This is a genomic window from Brevibacillus sp. SIMBA_040, from assembly GCF_046535075.1.
Taxonomy (GTDB): domain Bacteria; phylum Bacillota; class Bacilli; order Brevibacillales; family Brevibacillaceae; genus Brevibacillus.
The window spans coordinates 286,981-302,032 of record NZ_JAWRXI010000006.1 but is presented as its reverse complement, the minus strand read 5'-3'; the positions used below and the strand labels follow the sequence as shown (position 1 = coordinate 302,032).

The window sequence follows — 15,052 nt, the reverse complement described above, 5'->3', positions numbered from 1 at the left end:
GCGTGCTAATATTCCGCTGTGATGATTGGTGTTCCTACAGTGACCCAGGTTCCAGCATTGTTGCTATCACGATGTGTGGCTACCTGCAGGTTCATCTTTTGTCCGTTTAACGCGATGAACGGTTCCCACATAGGGGTATGCCCGGAAATACTGACAACCGTCTCATCTTGCAAACGTTCGAGTTCTGTTGCCTGAAGGGTGTTAAAAATCGACAAAATCTTACCCTCCTGTTGGTCAACACTCATATTAACATTGTACATTCCGCGAATACAAGTGCTAATTTGCGGAATAAAGTTGGCTTTGCTTAGGGCATTCGCGAACGTTTCCTGTATTTGTTCAATATATAGTAGGGTTTGACGACTTCCTGACAACTGTAGCACTACATATGTGTCAAAAGAACCATTTTTAGGAACACCTGTAACCTCATAGCGCAGTTGTACGTCGTCATGCGAATACGCAGATTGATACACAAGGATATTGTTTTTCCGCGAGAACTCGATATTGGGAAAAGGAATCTCTAGTTGTTTCGCCCATTTTTCCGCCAACTCTTTGACTTCTTCCGGATGCAGGACCTGCCCCATAGCGGTACGGGCACGCACCTGAATCGTCAATCCTGTAGCTCCAGAGTCTTCCAAAGCACCTAGCAGCTGGGCAGCCACTGGCTTCACTTCTGTCGCCTGCGCAGGCATCCAATAAACTACACCCATGACAAACAATAGAGCTAGAACGATCCAACCAGACCATTTCCCCATGACTACCCTCTCCCCATTTCACGTACATCTCTTTGTACTTCTCATTTTGCACATGAAAATGGGTGGATATACCAACAAGCTCTAATTGATGTTTAGGTAATTACGAGAACATGTTCCCAAATGAAAGGGACCAGCCCAAGTAATCGAGGAAAAAGCGCGATACCTCATAGCCGATGACGATGGACAGGAAAATCTGTAACAGCTTGGCCTGTGCGCCACTTGGCCGCTTTACTATTTTTTCAAAACGAAACGATTGGAGAGCCCACCATGCCAATCCAATAAACACGATCGATAAAATGATGCTCAGAAAGCCGTAAATTTCTTGTGACACGCTCGTATCCTCCTGTAAGAAAACCTCTATCGAAGCCTCTTCAAGGGTGAGGCTCCCTTCTTTCTAGTAACAGAAAAAGGGACAGCCCTCCAAAAATGGGCTATCCCTTCTATTGTACATGAAGTACGTATCAGTTACGAGTCTCACTGAAAGTTTGGTGGAAGCATGTTTCCAAAATCAAACGACGGGTTGAAGTGTGCCTGTACATAGTCTGTAACCACTCCCGGAAACGCCCCAAAGAATACGGTAGCGACCGCCATGACGAGCACAAATACCCAGATGCCTTTTGGTACTGCTAACCTCGCTTCTGTCGTGCCTGGACGCATATACATTTGTCGAATAATCCCGAAGTAGTAGTAATAGGAAATGACGCTGGTCACAATCATAATCGCACTCAGCCAATAGTTCTCCTGTGCCAATGCGCCCATGAACAGGTAGAACTTCCCGAAGAAGCCTGCTGTTACCGGTATCCCTGCCAGAGAGAGCAGGAAAATGCTCATCGCGACAGCCATGATCGGAGACCTGTGATACAAACCGGCAAACCCTTTCAAATCCTCAGTTTGCTGCTCCTGTGCTACTACCATGATGACGGCAAAAGCCCCAAAGCTGACCAGCAGGTACGCAAACAGATAGAAAATTACTTCACTGAAAAAGAGTGTTGTCGGTGGTACAAACGGCACGAGCAAATAGCCAGCCTGCGCAATTCCAGAGTAAGCCATCATCCGTTTGACATTCGTTTGGCGAATCGCCATGGTGTTCCCGATAATCATCGACGCTGCTGCCATGAGGCCAAGGTACAGGCTGCCCTCTTGGAAAAAGAATCGTCCTACACCGTCCGTAACGTTAAAGAACGAGATCATCACTATGCGGAACAGCAAGGAAAAACCTGCAGCTTTCGAAACGACAGCGAGAAACGCCGTAATTGGTGTAGGAGCGCCCTGGTAAACATCCGGTGTCCACATATGGAACGGAGCCGCAGAAATTTTGAACGCTAAACCAACCACTAGAAAAGCAAACGCTACATAAACAAGGAACTGATAGCCCGCCATGCCAGCCTCTGCCAAACGCATGGAAATCTCATAAACATGGGTCGTTCCCGTCAAGCCGTAAATGTACGACATCCCGAACAAGGTAATCGCTGTTGCAATCCCTCCAGAGACGACATACTTGAATGCCGATTCATTTGATTGTAACGATTTTTTTCTCATTCCGACAAGAATATAGGAAGACAGGGACAAAAGCTCCAAGCCAACAAACAGCGTAATCAGATCGGCCGAAGAGGCCATGACCATGGCTCCCAATAAACCTGTCAGCAAGAGATAATAATACTCACCGGAGTGCTGTACCTCCCCTTTCTTTAAATAGGAAAGGGAGATCAGAAGAGCAAAGGCTGTACCGCCCAGGAAGAGCAATTTGAAAGCATTCCCGTAGTCATCAATGCGGATCATGTCCGCCATATAGCTATACGGCTTATCAAGCGTATTTACGTTAACAAACACGAAGACTGCTGCAAGTACCACACCCACCAAGGAGAGCCAGCCAATCACCTGTTTGCCGAGACGTTTCCCTGCAAAAAGATCTAACAGTGACAACAGCGTGGCAAAACCAAGGATGATAAACTCGGGCAGAAGGTAACTCCAGTCATATGAGAAAATATCTTTCGCGTCCATGGATTACCCTCCTATTCCCGTGACGATGGGTACGATCGTTTTTAGTGCCTGTTGCATCGGATTGCCAAGTACTGCCGGGTACACACCAATCAAGATGATGCATCCCAAAAGAACGACCATCGGAATGACTTCCATCGGTTGCGCATCCGCAACGCCTGTAAAACGGCTAGGTGCTTGACCAAATGTCGTTTTCAGGATCGCTCGCAGTAAATATGCAGCTGTCAAAACGATTCCGATTGCGCCCACCGCTGCAAGCACAGGCATTCGCCCGAACAAGCCCAGGAAGGCAAAGAATTCGCTGATAAATCCTGACATGCCGGGAAGACCGAGGGACGCCATACCACCTGCCAACAAAACACCACTCACGAACGGCATTGACTTGGCCAAACCGCCTAAATCGTCGAGCATCGAGGTCTGGGTACGGTCCCAAATGACGCCGATCAGGAAGAACAGCAGCGCCGAAATAAAGCCGTGCGATACAATCTGGAACATCGCGCCCTGAAACCCGATTGTATTCATCGAGGCAAAGCCGAGCAGCACGATTCCCATATGGCTAATACTGGAGTAAGCCATCACCATCTTCAAATCCTTTTGTACGAAAGCAAGCACCGCTCCATACAGGATGTTGATGATTCCCAGCACAGCAAGCCACGTAGAGAACTGGTACGCCTGTTCAGGAAAAAAGCCGATTCCCATGCGCAGCAAGCCGTATGCACCCATTTTCAACAAAATCCCCGAGTGGATCATAACGATGGAAGGCGGCGCCTGAACGTGCACCTTCAGCATCCACGTATGGAATGGAAATACGGGTAGCTTGATCGCAAAGGCGATGAACAAAGCCATAAACAGTCCAAAGCGGAATTCTGGAGTAAGTGCCGCTGAAATCGGATGCTCCGGTGTCGTCAGAATGGCACCAATTTGGTCAATATTTAAAGTGCGCATCACGACAAAAATCACGATGAACGCGATGAGCATGATCCCTGAACCAATTCCGTTATACAAAAGAAACTTGTTTGCCGCCTGCTCGCGCTCTCCGTATCCCCAGATTCCAATAAGGAAGTAAGTTGGAACCAGCGTCAATTCGAAGAAAATGAAGAACAGAAACAGGTTATCTGCTGCAAAAACCCCCAGCATCCCGATCAACAGCAGATGAAACAGGATAAAAAACTCTTTCAACCGCTTTTTAATCTGCCAGGAAGCAACTGCTGCAAGAGTCGCGATAATCGCTGTCAACAAGATCAACGGCATCGAGATACCATCTACACCAAGCTCATAGTCGATGTCAAAGGTAAATACCGCTCCTGTCTGTGCCATCCCGATCGGAATCGATATCCACGCGTGCTTTTCGATGAACTGAAGATTGGCCGTATCGTAATTGAAAAGCCCAAACATCCACAGAGCCAAAATGAGTGGTAGCAAGGTACCGAGGATACCGACCAGCTTGATCGCTCCACCTTTGTGACTCGGCATAAATGCGATAATGATGATCGCCAGCAGCGGGGAAAACACTAGTGACGACAAGAGGATATTAGTGACCGAATCCAAAGAGTCCACCTCCCTGTGCCGTCAAGCTAATAGCGATAATGAGCAGCAGCAATCCAAACAGCACCACAGCTCCGTATGACTGGATTTGTCCGCTTTGTGCTCTGGCGTGCAGGGACCCGATTCCCTGCGTAATCTTCGCCGTCAATCCTACTAACCCATCCACTACATACTTGTCAAATGCGTTCAAGATAAAGCCCAGCCATCCCAGTGGACGAACAATTACATAATGGTAGAGCTCATCGACAAAGTACTTGCGGTAGGAAAGCTGATAGAGCCATGGCATTGCTTCGGGAATGGTGTCGGACGGAATGGATTTTTTTCCGTACATGAAATAGGCCAAAACCACTCCGAGAATCGAAATTACAAGCGCTACGATTTGCAGCCATGCCGCAGCGTGCTCCCCTCCGTCTCCAAATACAGTTGTAATTGCCGCACCTGTTCCTGTAGATAGCAGCCAGTCAGTGAGCATCGGAGCGTAAGGTGTATTCACAAAACCTGCTACGACTGCAAGCAAGGCCAGGATCAGCAATGGCCCTGTCATCACTGCAGGAGACTCATGTGCCTCATGCTTGCTCCGCGGCTCTCCTGCAAACGTCAGGAAGAAGAGACGGAACATATAGAAGGCTGTAAAGAAAGCCGCCAACAGCGCAATAAACAGTAGATCATAACGGTGCGCACCGTACACAGCTCCCAAAATGGCTTCCTTCGACCAGAAGCCTGCAAACGGGAAGATCCCTGCGATTGCCAAACAGCCGATCAAAAAGGTTAGTGCGGTTACAGGCATCTTTTTCCACAAGCCACCCATCTCAAATACATCTTGTGTATGTACGGCATGGATGACACTTCCTGCTCCTAAAAAGAGCAACGCTTTGAAAAAGGCGTGAGTCATCAAGTGGAACGATCCTGCTACATAACCAGCCGCGCCTGCTACGCCAAGCGCCATCATCATGTACCCAAGCTGGCTGACCGTAGAATAGGCAAGCACGCGTTTGATGTCGCGCTGTGTGAGGCCGATAGAAGCTGCAAATATCGCTGTAAAGCCCCCCACGTAAGCCACTACGGTCAATGCCGTTTCCGAAGCGATGAACAACGGATAAGTAGCTGCGACCAAATACACACCAGCTGCAACCATCGTAGCAGCATGAATCAGGGCAGATACAGGTGTGGGACCTTCCATGGCGTCAGGTAACCATGTGTGCAGCGGGAATTGACCCGATTTTCCCATTGCTCCCACGAAAATGAGGATCGCCGCGAGTGTAATCATCCATGGCTCCAAGCGCCCCAGTGCTACACTCTCAAAGATTTGCGAGTATTCAAAGCTTCCTGTCCACCAGAACAACAAGCAAATTCCGATGAAAAGCCCCAGATCCCCGATACGCGTCACGATAAAAGCCTTTTTGGCAGCAGCCTTCGCTTCGCGTTTGAAATAGTAGTAGCCCACCAACAGGAATGAACAGACACCTACCAACTCCCAGAAAATGTAAACCTGCAGTAGATTGGGCGAGATAACCAGCCCAAGCATGGAGAAAGTAAAGAGTGCCAGATACTGATAAAACACGGGAAAGCGCTCGTCCCCATGCATGTAGCCTTTTGAGTAAATTTGAACCAGTAGGCTGACTAACGTCACGATGACCAGCATCATGGCATTGAGCTGATTGACTTCAAATCCCATGTTGATGATAATATCGCCGACCTGCAGCCAATCGAGTACGAATTTGTAGTCCGCTGCTCCGTCCTGGAATCTCACCCAAAATGTAAGCAACGCAATCACGAATGAAACAGCCGTCAGCGAAATGCCGATCATGGCCGCTCCTTCTTTCAGCTGGCGACCAAATGAGACGATCACGATGAAAGCAAGAAGCGGAAACAGAGGGATCAGCCAGGCATAATGAAAGAGAGTATCCATCTTTGTCCTCCTTATCAGGTCTCCATCTTATCGTTTCATTTGGTCCATTTCGTCTACGTTGACAGTTGCTTTGTTACGGTACAACGCAATCAAAATGGCTAATCCCAATGCTACCTCAGCAGCAGCTACCGTCATGGTAAACAGCGTGAAAATTTGTCCTGCCACCGCTGGATACAAGCCGAATTTAGAAAAGGCAACCAGATTGATATTCACTGCATTCAGCATCAGCTCGATGGACAGCAGCACGACGACTGCATTGCGCTTGGTCAGTGCTCCATACAAACCGACACAAAAGAGAATCAGAGCGACCATCAAATAGGAGGTAATGCTTACCGTCATTCGTTATCCCCCTCCTTTTTCGCCATAATGATCGCACCTATCAATGCGACCAATAGCAATACGGACAACAGTTCAAACGGGATGACGTACTTGGTGAATACCTCTATACCGATTTCTTTGGCATTGTCCACCGTTGAAGCCACTGGTGCTGGTGGTGCTGGCCATGGTGTATTTTGAACCCCCCAGAACAACAGTCCGAATACGCCAGCCACGAACAGCAGGATAAATCGGTTTTTCCACGTCCGTCCTGTTCCTTCATCGTTGGCATCATGCTTGGTCAGCATGATGCCGAATAGCATCAAAATCGATATGGCACCTGAATAAACGAGTACCTGTGCTACACCTACGAAGTCTGCACCTACTAACACGAACAATCCCGCAATGCTGATAAACGTAATCCCCAGTGAAATGACCATGTGTACGACGCGGGTAAAGCTGATCATGAAGACGGCGCCACCAATCGTCAGAAGAGACAGAATGAAAAAGGCTACAAATTCGCCGGTCATGCTAATTCTCCTCCCTGACGTTCGTATTGTTGGCGTCCAGCCATTTCAAGTTCTTGTACAATTCATCCCTGCTGTAAGCAGCAAGTTCAAAGTTGTTGGTCATCACGATCGCTTCGGTCGGACATACCTCTGTACAGAGATCGCAAAGAATACAGAGCTCAAAGCTAATGTCATACGTATCAATGATTTTCCCTTTTTTCTCTGGGTCAGGATGCGATTTCCCCGTCAATTGAATACACTCAGTCGGACATACACGCGCGCATTGATTGCATACGATGCATTTTTCCGGTGAAAAGTGCTGAATACCGCGAAAACGGGGCGGCATGGGAAACGGCACATCCGGGTAAAAATGGGTTACCTTTTTTTCTGTGAGCTTTTTAAATGTATACCCCAGGCCTTTGGCCAGTCCTAGCATGTGTGTCACCCCTCAGAATTTGAGAACTTGGCTGCGCCGAGTATATGGCGAAGCCTGCGCTATGAAACACGAGCCGTCTATTAAAACATGCCGTTCTGGTAAGAGACAACGACTGCTGTGAGCAGGATATTGAGCAGCGCCACTGGCAACAGCACTTTCCAGGCAAACGACATCAGTTGGTCGACACGCATGCGCGGCATCGTGGCGCGAATCCAGAACTGGAGGAAGACGTACAGCGAAAATTTAAGAATAAACCAAACGATCCCTGGAATAAAGTCCAGCGCCGGGTGAATCGGAAGCCATCCACCCAAAAAGAGAATCGTGATCAATGTCCCCATACCAAACATATACACGTATTCAGCAAGCATGAACATCGCAAAACGGAATCCGGTGTACTCGACGTGATAGCCACCAACCAGCTCAGACTCTGCTTCCGGCAGGTCAAACGGGGAACGATTCAGCTCAGCCTGTGCAGCAATAATAAATACACAAAAACCGATGAACTGCGGAACGATATTCCAGACATCCCGCTGAGCTAAGACAATTTCCTTGAGATTCATGCTGCCCGTCAGTAGAACGATACCCACTACGGACATGACCAGCGGCACTTCATAGCTGATCATCTGCGCAGCGGAGCGGAGACCCCCGATCAGGGAGTACTTATTATTGGATGCCCAGCCTGCTGTAATGACGCCTAAAACCGTAATTCCGGATAGGGCGATATAGTACAGAAGGCCGATGCCCAAATCAGCGAAATGAATGTTTTCTGTAAAAGGCATTACAGCCAGTACAGCAAAGGCAGGGGCATAGGCTAAAATCGGTGCCAAGGTAAACAACGCTTTGTCTGCATCCTTGGGACGGATATCTTCTTTAAGCAAAAGCTTGGCTACGTCCGCAACTGTTTGCAATAAACCGAGTGGACCTACTCGATTCGGTCCGATCCGCAGCTGCATCCAGCCGATTACTTTTCGCTCAAAGTAAATCGCGTACGTAACGAACCCCAACAACACCGCGAGCAGTACGACTGCAGCCAGGATAAACCAGATTGCGGTTCCCCATGAGGGTGTTTGCTGCAAGAGTGCACCCATTAACAGTCAACCTCCCCAAGCACGATGTCGATACTGCCCAGAATGGCGATCATGTTGGCGATGCTTTCTCCCTCCAACAACTTGGGCAGAATTTGCAGATTAGTAAACGATGGACGTCTAAATTTCAATCTCCAGGGCTTATCCTTACCTTGGCTGGCGATATAGCAGCCAATCTCTCCACGTGGTGATTCGATGCGGACGTACGTTTCGCCTGCTGGCGGACGGATCACACGAGGTACCTTGCCCATAACTTCTCCCTCGCTTGGGAATTGCTCGAGGGCCTGCTCGAGTATGCGCAACGATTGCTCGATCTCAGCCATGCGCAGATTGTACCGTGCCATGCAGTCTCCCTCAGTAGCTGTTGGTACATCGAATTCGAAGCGATCATAAATACAGTATGGTTCGTCTTTGCGCAGATCCCATTTTACACCAGTAGATCGGAGCATAACACCTGAGAGCGAGTAATCCAAGGCGGTTTTGGTGTCGAATTTTCCTATACCCTTGATGCGGCTGATGAAAATTTCATTGCCGGTCACTAGATTATGATAGTTGTTCAATTCTTTCTTCATGTATTGGACGAATTCTTTTGCCTTGTCTGTCCAGCCTGGAGGCGCATCCCATTTGACTCCGCCCACACGCATGTAATTAAAGGTCATACGCGCGCCACACAGCTCGTTAAACAAATCAAGAATCGTTTCCCGATCACGGAACGCATATAGGAAAGGACCCATCGCCCCAATGTCGAGCAAATACGTTCCCCACCAAACCAAATGACTCGCCACCCGGTTCAGCTCCATCGCGATCAACCGCAAAAACTGAGCACGCTCGGGAATTTCCAGACCCATCATTGTTTCTACTGCATGACAGAGGACATAGTTATTGGTCATGGCTGACACGTAGTCCATCCGGTCTGTATACGGGATGATCTGGGTGTAGGTCAGGTTTTCCGCCAGCTTTTCTGTACCACGATGCAAATACCCCATTACTGGGACGGCTTCGTTGATCGTTTCCCCATCAATCTTTACGACCAGTCGAAATACTCCGTGTGTACTAGGATGCTGTGGTCCAACGTTCAAAAGCATCTCTTCCGTGCGAATTCCTGTATCAGAAGAGGTCTCTATTTGAGTTGTGAGGATGTTCTGGTTCATCTGCTAAACCTCCTCGTCGTATTGCACATAATCTTTGCGTAGCGGGTAGCCTACCCATTCATCTGGCAACAGGATTCGACGCATATCCCTATGTCCCGGGAAATGAATCCCTAAAAGATCGAATGTTTCCCGTTCATTCCAGTTGGCTCCGTGCCAAATGTCCATAACTGATGCGACACTTGACTGCTCCCGGCTCGTTTTGACCTTTACTGCCACACTATGCCGATTTTTGTAGGAATAAAAATGATAGTAGACCTCTAGCCGATCCTCATAGTCAACACCGTGCAGATTGGCTAAGTATTCGAAGCCTAATTGCTCGTCATCCCTTAAAAACTGGGCTACTTCATGCCACCGTTCATTTTGGATCGTCAAGGTAGGAACCTCTTTGGCCAATTCATTAATATAAGCAGCTTCAATTACATCTTTTCCAAACACATCTGTAATACGTGCGACGTACTTATCTAGATACGGTTGGTTTTTAGACGGTGCCTTCGATGGTTCCTCCGCAGCAGTTGCATCTCCGGTCTGAGCAGCCTTTGCCTTTGCAGCGGCCGCTGCGGCTGCTTTCGCTTTTGCGGCTGCGGCTGCTTTGGCCTTGGCATCATCGCCACCTGCGTCTGAAGCATCTACGCCAGCTTCTCTTGCTGCTTTGGCCTTCGCTGCGGCAGCCGCCGCTGCTTTTGCTTTAGCCGCTGCTGCTGCCTTGGCCTTGGCATCTGCATCTCCGCCTGGTTCTGCAGCTTCTGTACCCTGCTCTGCCGCTTCCTTCGCCTCTTTCGCCGCCTTTGCTTTTGCAAGCGCCGCCGCTGCCGCTGCTTTTTTCGCTTCAGCTTTTTCCTCTGGCGTCATTTCAGAAACTGGCTTTGCTGGCGGGGCTGCTTCCGTTCCTGCTCCTGATTCAGCTTCCTTCGCTGCTTTCGCTTTTGCGATAGCTTCAGCTGCCGCTGCCTTCTTCGCTGCCGCCTTTTCCTCTGGCGTCATTTCAGAAACTGGCTTTGCTGGCGGAGGTGCTTCCGTTCCTGCTCCTGATTCAGCTTCCTTCGCTGCTTTTGCTTTGGCGATAGCTTCAGCTGCCGCTGCCTTCTTCGCTGCTGCCTTTTCCTCTGGCGTCATCTCGGAGACTGGCTTTGCTGGCGGGGCTGCTTCCGTCTCTGCCGCAGCTTCTGCTTGCGGTTCTTCTTTTATGTGTTGGTCTGCCTGTGATTCTTCCCCGGCCGTAGCTTCTGTTTGGGGCTGTTCTTCTTGTTCTCTTAATTTTCGCAAAGCTTCGGCCTTGGCACGGGCCTCAGCCGCTGCCTTCGCTTTTTCCTCTGGCGTTGGCTTGCGATTTTCGTCCGTCATTGACTGGTCACCTGCTTCCCAGTCTTCGCTTCATAGCGAATCTTTTCCTGTAGCTTGTTGATCCCGTAAATTAATGCTGCCGGATTCGGCGGACAGCCAGGAATGTACACATCGACGGGTACGATTTGATCTACCCCTTTTACCACGCTGTAGGAGCGCACGTACGGTCCGCCTGCTGTCGCACAGGAGCCCATGGCAATTACCCATTTTGGTTCGGGCATTTGATCGTACAGCCTGCGCAGAAGTGGAGCCATCTTTTTCGTCACGGTACCGGCTACGATCATCACATCAGACTGTCTTGGCGAGGCACGAAAAATGACACCGAATCGGTCAAGGTCATACCGCGCTCCACCTGTTCCCATCATTTCGATTGCACAGCACGCTAGACCAAAGGTGAGTGGCCAAAGCGAATTGCTGCGAACCCATCCTTTTACCGTTTCCAGTGTCGTAAACATCACGTTTCGATTCAGTTCTTCTTGTAGTTCAGGCGCAATACTTGTCAGATCTAGTTCCATTCCAGCACCTTCTTTCTCCACGCGTAAATCAGTCCTACTACCAGTAAGGAGATAAAGATGACCATCTCCACCAAGGCAAACAGCCCCAGCTCTTTGTAGGCGACGGCCCACGGGTACAGAAAGAGCGTTTCTACATCGAAAATGACAAACATCAGGGCAAAGATGTAATACTTCACATTGAAGCGTACCCAACTGTCACCGATCGGAATGTTACCGCTTTCATAAGTAGTTTGCTTTTCACGTGTCGGTTTCTTTGGACGCAACAATGGACCAACAAAACTGACAGTAGCCACGGGCAACAGCACACCAAGAATCAAAAAGATCGCAACGATGACATAATTGTTGGCATAGATGTCAATCACCCAGTTCCCTCCGCTTCTACAAAGGTATAAATCCATTTTGTACTGCCCTTTTAAAGAGGTTAAACCTGCGTTAAAAGGCACTGCCTGCAGCATCAAGGATGATGGTATGATCGCTGTCACTTTTTTGATACTGCTAGAAAAAAATACCTTTATCATTATATCAAATTGCCCACAGAGTGTCTAACGAAAGCCTTCCTTCTGTGCCATAAATAGGGAAAAAACTCAGGGTAAATGCCCTAAGTTTTTCCAACGGAGTATGATGACCAAACGAATCGAATATCGGGGTCACCATCAATATACGTTTATTTATTGGACGTTAGAAGAGAATTGTTGTCCCAGGAAGTCCTCATAGATTCTTTCCCATACGACCGTAAAGCTCATAGGCTCATCATCTGGAATATCCAATACGTTTTCAATCGCTTCTTCCATATATGGAGTCAGCTTAATCAGAACCTCAGCCAGCATCGAGTCATTTGTACCCAACATTTCTTTCAGGTCTGCCTTGGAAAGGTTGAACGTATTCTCCTCTTTCTCGTGCAGCATCATGACCAGACGGCTAAATACCGGATGTACCAAGGATTCCAGCTTGAGATGAGCCAGAGCCATAGACTCAGCTTCACTCAATTGGAACAGCTCGGATGCATCTGGGAATGGCTGAACAGGCACGTCCCACGCGTCGCCATTATCAATAATCAGCCCCCACTTGATGAAAAGCTGGATCGCCTCTTCACGGGAAGTTGGATATTCAATATTGGAGCGTCCCAGGAATGATTTGAACCGATTCAACAGGTTCACATAGCCCTTAAAATCTTCCTCAGATTTAAATCCTTCAGCAACAGGCTCTGTAAAAGTTCCTTGCAAAGCCTCAATCTCATCCAAAGCTTTTTCCATCTCAGCTTTTGTTTCTTTTTCTGTAACTACGTAGCATATAGCTTGAAACAGAACATTCATTTCATGAGACAATACGCTTGACCAACCATTGGCTCTAAAGCCGTTAGGAATCACTACGCCATCATGATTATGGCGGATATCGCGAACGGTTTGCATCAGTTACACTCTCCTTATAATCCCAGTCGCCAATGCCGTTTCATTCCGCTGTCATCCTTATCGAACACGCTTGTCGGCAGGGCATTAGGTTTATTATACACAGAAACATTAGGCAATTACCAACTGGAAATATCATGCCCTGTTACCACCTGTGCTCATTCATGTACGCGAAGCGAAAAATCCCCGCTGCCACAAAGGGCGCGGGGATATCAGCTTACGCTTTACTTCGTTACGTCGAGACGTGCCATCGCACGTTGCAGCGCACGTTCTGCACGCAGTACGTCGAGCTCAGCATACTTTTCAGCCAAACGCTTTTCAGCGCGAGCTTTCGCTGCCTTCGCGCGGTCGACGTCGATGTCTCCCGGCAATTCAGCCGTTTCAGCAAGGATGGTAACTTTATCGCCGCGCACTTCCATGAAGCCGCCGCTTACAGCCATCGATACTTCTTTATCGCCTTCTGTCTTAATCCGAACTGGCGCTATTTTCAGCGGGCTGACAAGCGGCATATGGTTCGGCAAAATACCGAGGTCACCTTGAACGCCGCGAGCAATGACCATTTCAGCCTGACCGCTGTAGACAACCCGTTCAGGAGTTACGACTTCAACTGTCATCCTACTCATTTAATCGTCTCCCCTTTCCAGGGTGTCTTACGCCATTTTCTTCGCTTTTTCTACCGCTTCTTCAATGGTACCTACATACAGGAACGCTACCTCTGGCAGATGATCGTGCTTGCCTTCGAGGATTTCCTTGAAGCTGCGAACAGTTTCTTTCAGTGGTACGTATTGACCTGGGTTACCTGTGAACTGCTCAGCAACGTGGAAGGACTGGGACAAGAAACGTTGAATACGACGAGCGCGTCCAACTACCTGCTTGTCATCATCGCTGAGCTCATCCATACCGAGGATCGCGATGATATCTTGCAGTTCTTTGTAGCGTTGCAGGATTTTTTGTACGCCACGAGCTACATCGTAGTGTTCTTGACCTACGACGTCCGGAGACAGAGCACGGGAAGTAGACGCGAGTGGGTCTACCGCAGGGAAGATACCAAGCTCTGCAATAGAACGCTCCAGGTTAGTTGTAGCGTCCAAGTGAGCAAATGTAGTAGCTGGAGCCGGGTCAGTATAGTCATCCGCTGGTACATAAATCGCTTGAATAGACGTTACGGAACCTTTTTTCGTGGAGGTAATGCGCTCTTGCAGCTGACCCATTTCGGTAGCCAGTGTTGGCTGGTAACCTACCGCAGATGGCATACGGCCGAGAAGTGCGGAAACCTCAGAACCCGCTTGAGTAAAGCGGAAGATGTTGTCGATAAACAGAAGAACGTCGCGGCCTTCTTCATCACGGAAATATTCCGCCATAGTCAGACCGGTCAGAGCTACACGAAGACGTGCACCAGGTGGTTCGTTCATTTGACCGAATACCATCGCAGTTTTCGGCAGAACGCCTGCGTCTTTCATCTCGTGGTACAGGTCGTTACCTTCACGGGTACGCTCCCCTACACCAGCGAATACGGAAATACCACCGTGCTCTTGCGCGATGTTGTTGATCAGCTCTTGAATGGTAACGGTTTTACCTACACCCGCACCACCAAACAGACCGATCTTACCACCCTTGATGTACGGAGCCAAAAGGTCAATTACTTTGATCCCTGTTTCCAGGATTTCAACAGTAGTTGCTTGGTCTACGAAATCAGGAGCTTTGCGGTGAATTGGGTCACGACGATCTACTTGACCAAGGTCTTGCAGGTCGATCGGCTCTCCCAAAACGTTAAATACGCGTCCGAGGGTAACTGCACCCACTGGAACGGAGATAGCTGCACCGGTATCAACCGCTGCCATACCGCGAACCAAACCATCGGTGGAAGACATCGCAACAGTACGAACCAGGTTATCACCCAGATGAGTAGCAACCTCAACAGTCAATTCGATGTCGCGCTCGCCAGCGCTTTGTGCTTTATGTTGAATCTTGATCGCATTATAAATGGCAGGCAGGTGTCCGCGGTCGAACTCGACGTCAACAACCGGACCCATTACCTGAACCACGCGTCCATTCGCCATCTTACTTCTTCCCTCCTGTAAAACTAAATT

The 15,052-nt window shown here is 48.9% G+C and carries 16 protein-coding genes; all 16 read right to left on the bottom strand.

The genetic code is table 11. From position 1 onward, the window contains the following. Positions 1–5 precede the first annotated feature (5 nt). Positions 6–752, bottom strand: a complete 747-nt coding sequence (locus tag SB752_RS12920; protein ID WP_103109784.1) for a YwmB family TATA-box binding protein — start codon at positions 750–752, stop codon at positions 6–8. 100 nt (positions 753–852) lie between these two features. Continuing rightward, a complete protein-coding gene (locus SB752_RS12915; RefSeq protein ID WP_410716034.1) occupies positions 853–1,083 on the bottom strand; it encodes a DUF1146 family protein in 231 nt (76 codons plus the stop codon). A gap of 143 nt (positions 1,084–1,226) precedes the next feature. After that, positions 1,227–2,753, bottom strand: a complete 1,527-nt coding sequence (nuoN, locus tag SB752_RS12910) for an NADH-quinone oxidoreductase subunit NuoN (RefSeq protein ID WP_410716033.1) — start codon at positions 2,751–2,753, stop codon at positions 1,227–1,229. A 3-nt stretch (positions 2,754–2,756) separates the two neighbouring features. Beyond that, entirely contained in the window at positions 2,757–4,298 is a 1,542-nt protein-coding gene (locus tag SB752_RS12905; RefSeq protein ID WP_410716032.1) for a complex I subunit 4 family protein, read from the bottom strand. Continuing rightward, complete coding sequence (nuoL, locus tag SB752_RS12900; RefSeq protein WP_410716031.1) at positions 4,282–6,204, bottom strand: NADH-quinone oxidoreductase subunit L; 1,923 nt, start codon at positions 6,202–6,204, stop codon at positions 4,282–4,284. Before nuoL ends, SB752_RS12905 begins: the two co-directional genes overlap by 17 nt. A 27-nt stretch (positions 6,205–6,231) precedes the next feature. Then, complete coding sequence (gene nuoK, locus SB752_RS12895; protein ID WP_049740885.1) at positions 6,232–6,543, bottom strand: NADH-quinone oxidoreductase subunit NuoK; 312 nt, start codon at positions 6,541–6,543, stop codon at positions 6,232–6,234. Further along, complete coding sequence (locus tag SB752_RS12890) at positions 6,540–7,049, bottom strand: NADH-quinone oxidoreductase subunit J (RefSeq protein WP_410716030.1); 510 nt, start codon at positions 7,047–7,049, stop codon at positions 6,540–6,542. Before SB752_RS12890 ends, nuoK begins: the two co-directional genes overlap by 4 nt. A gap of 1 nt (position 7,050) precedes the next feature. Continuing rightward, complete coding sequence (gene nuoI / locus SB752_RS12885; RefSeq protein WP_410716029.1) at positions 7,051–7,464, bottom strand: NADH-quinone oxidoreductase subunit NuoI; 414 nt, start codon at positions 7,462–7,464, stop codon at positions 7,051–7,053. A gap of 80 nt (positions 7,465–7,544) precedes the next feature. Then, positions 7,545–8,552, bottom strand: a complete 1,008-nt coding sequence (gene nuoH / locus SB752_RS12880; RefSeq protein WP_410716028.1) for an NADH-quinone oxidoreductase subunit NuoH — start codon at positions 8,550–8,552, stop codon at positions 7,545–7,547. Beyond that, on the bottom strand, positions 8,552–9,700 hold the full coding sequence (locus tag SB752_RS12875; RefSeq protein ID WP_410716027.1) for an NADH-quinone oxidoreductase subunit D: 1,149 nt from the start codon (positions 9,698–9,700) through the stop codon (positions 8,552–8,554). Before SB752_RS12875 ends, nuoH begins: the two co-directional genes overlap by 1 nt. Positions 9,701–9,703: 3 nt before the next feature. Beyond that, positions 9,704–11,041, bottom strand: a complete 1,338-nt coding sequence (locus SB752_RS12870) for an NADH-quinone oxidoreductase subunit C (RefSeq protein ID WP_410716026.1) — start codon at positions 11,039–11,041, stop codon at positions 9,704–9,706. Beyond that, positions 11,038–11,556, bottom strand: coding sequence for a NuoB/complex I 20 kDa subunit family protein (locus SB752_RS12865; protein WP_049740880.1), 519 nt, complete (start codon positions 11,554–11,556; stop codon positions 11,038–11,040). The genes SB752_RS12870 and SB752_RS12865 overlap by 4 nt, the downstream gene beginning before the upstream one ends. Beyond that, positions 11,547–11,918: an NADH-quinone oxidoreductase subunit A gene (locus tag SB752_RS12860; RefSeq protein ID WP_213023478.1), complete on the bottom strand. Its 372-nt coding sequence runs from the start codon at positions 11,916–11,918 to the stop codon at positions 11,547–11,549. Before SB752_RS12860 ends, SB752_RS12865 begins: the two co-directional genes overlap by 10 nt. A 306-nt stretch (positions 11,919–12,224) precedes the next feature. Further along, on the bottom strand, positions 12,225–12,965 hold the full coding sequence (locus tag SB752_RS12855) for a DUF6042 family protein (RefSeq protein WP_410716025.1): 741 nt from the start codon (positions 12,963–12,965) through the stop codon (positions 12,225–12,227). 221 nt (positions 12,966–13,186) lie between these two features. Beyond that, positions 13,187–13,585 (bottom strand): F0F1 ATP synthase subunit epsilon, encoded by a 399-nt coding sequence (locus SB752_RS12850; protein ID WP_410716024.1) that lies wholly within the window; start codon positions 13,583–13,585, stop codon positions 13,187–13,189. A gap of 27 nt (positions 13,586–13,612) precedes the next feature. Further along, entirely contained in the window at positions 13,613–15,022 is a 1,410-nt protein-coding gene (gene atpD, locus SB752_RS12845) for a F0F1 ATP synthase subunit beta (protein ID WP_410716023.1), read from the bottom strand. Positions 15,023–15,052 lie beyond the last annotated feature (30 nt).

What these genes read in the sequence shown, in the direction of transcription:
- SB752_RS12920 (WP_103109784.1), bottom strand. Translation starts at nt 752, where the DNA reads ATGGGGAAATGGTCTGGTTGGATCGTTCTAGCTCTATTGTTTGTCATG.
- nuoN (WP_410716033.1), bottom strand. Translation starts at nt 2,753, where the DNA reads ATGGACGCGAAAGATATTTTCTCATATGACTGGAGTTACCTTCTGCCC.
- nuoL (WP_410716031.1), bottom strand. Translation starts at nt 6,204, where the DNA reads ATGGATACTCTCTTTCATTATGCCTGGCTGATCCCTCTGTTTCCGCTT.
- nuoK (WP_049740885.1), bottom strand. Translation starts at nt 6,543, where the DNA reads ATGACGGTAAGCATTACCTCCTATTTGATGGTCGCTCTGATTCTCTTT.
- SB752_RS12890 (WP_410716030.1), bottom strand. Translation starts at nt 7,049, where the DNA reads ATGACCGGCGAATTTGTAGCCTTTTTCATTCTGTCTCTTCTGACGATT.
- nuoI (WP_410716029.1), bottom strand. Translation starts at nt 7,464, where the DNA reads ATGCTAGGACTGGCCAAAGGCCTGGGGTATACATTTAAAAAGCTCACA.
- nuoH (WP_410716028.1), bottom strand. Translation starts at nt 8,552, where the DNA reads ATGGGTGCACTCTTGCAGCAAACACCCTCATGGGGAACCGCAATCTGG.
- SB752_RS12875 (WP_410716027.1), bottom strand. Translation starts at nt 9,700, where the DNA reads ATGAACCAGAACATCCTCACAACTCAAATAGAGACCTCTTCTGATACA.
- SB752_RS12870 (WP_410716026.1), bottom strand. Translation starts at nt 11,041, where the DNA reads ATGACGGACGAAAATCGCAAGCCAACGCCAGAGGAAAAAGCGAAGGCA.
- SB752_RS12865 (WP_049740880.1), bottom strand. Translation starts at nt 11,556, where the DNA reads ATGGAACTAGATCTGACAAGTATTGCGCCTGAACTACAAGAAGAACTG.
- SB752_RS12855 (WP_410716025.1), bottom strand. Translation starts at nt 12,965, where the DNA reads ATGCAAACCGTTCGCGATATCCGCCATAATCATGATGGCGTAGTGATT.
- SB752_RS12850 (WP_410716024.1), bottom strand. Translation starts at nt 13,585, where the DNA reads ATGAGTAGGATGACAGTTGAAGTCGTAACTCCTGAACGGGTTGTCTAC.
- atpD (WP_410716023.1), bottom strand. Translation starts at nt 15,022, where the DNA reads ATGGCGAATGGACGCGTGGTTCAGGTAATGGGTCCGGTTGTTGACGTC.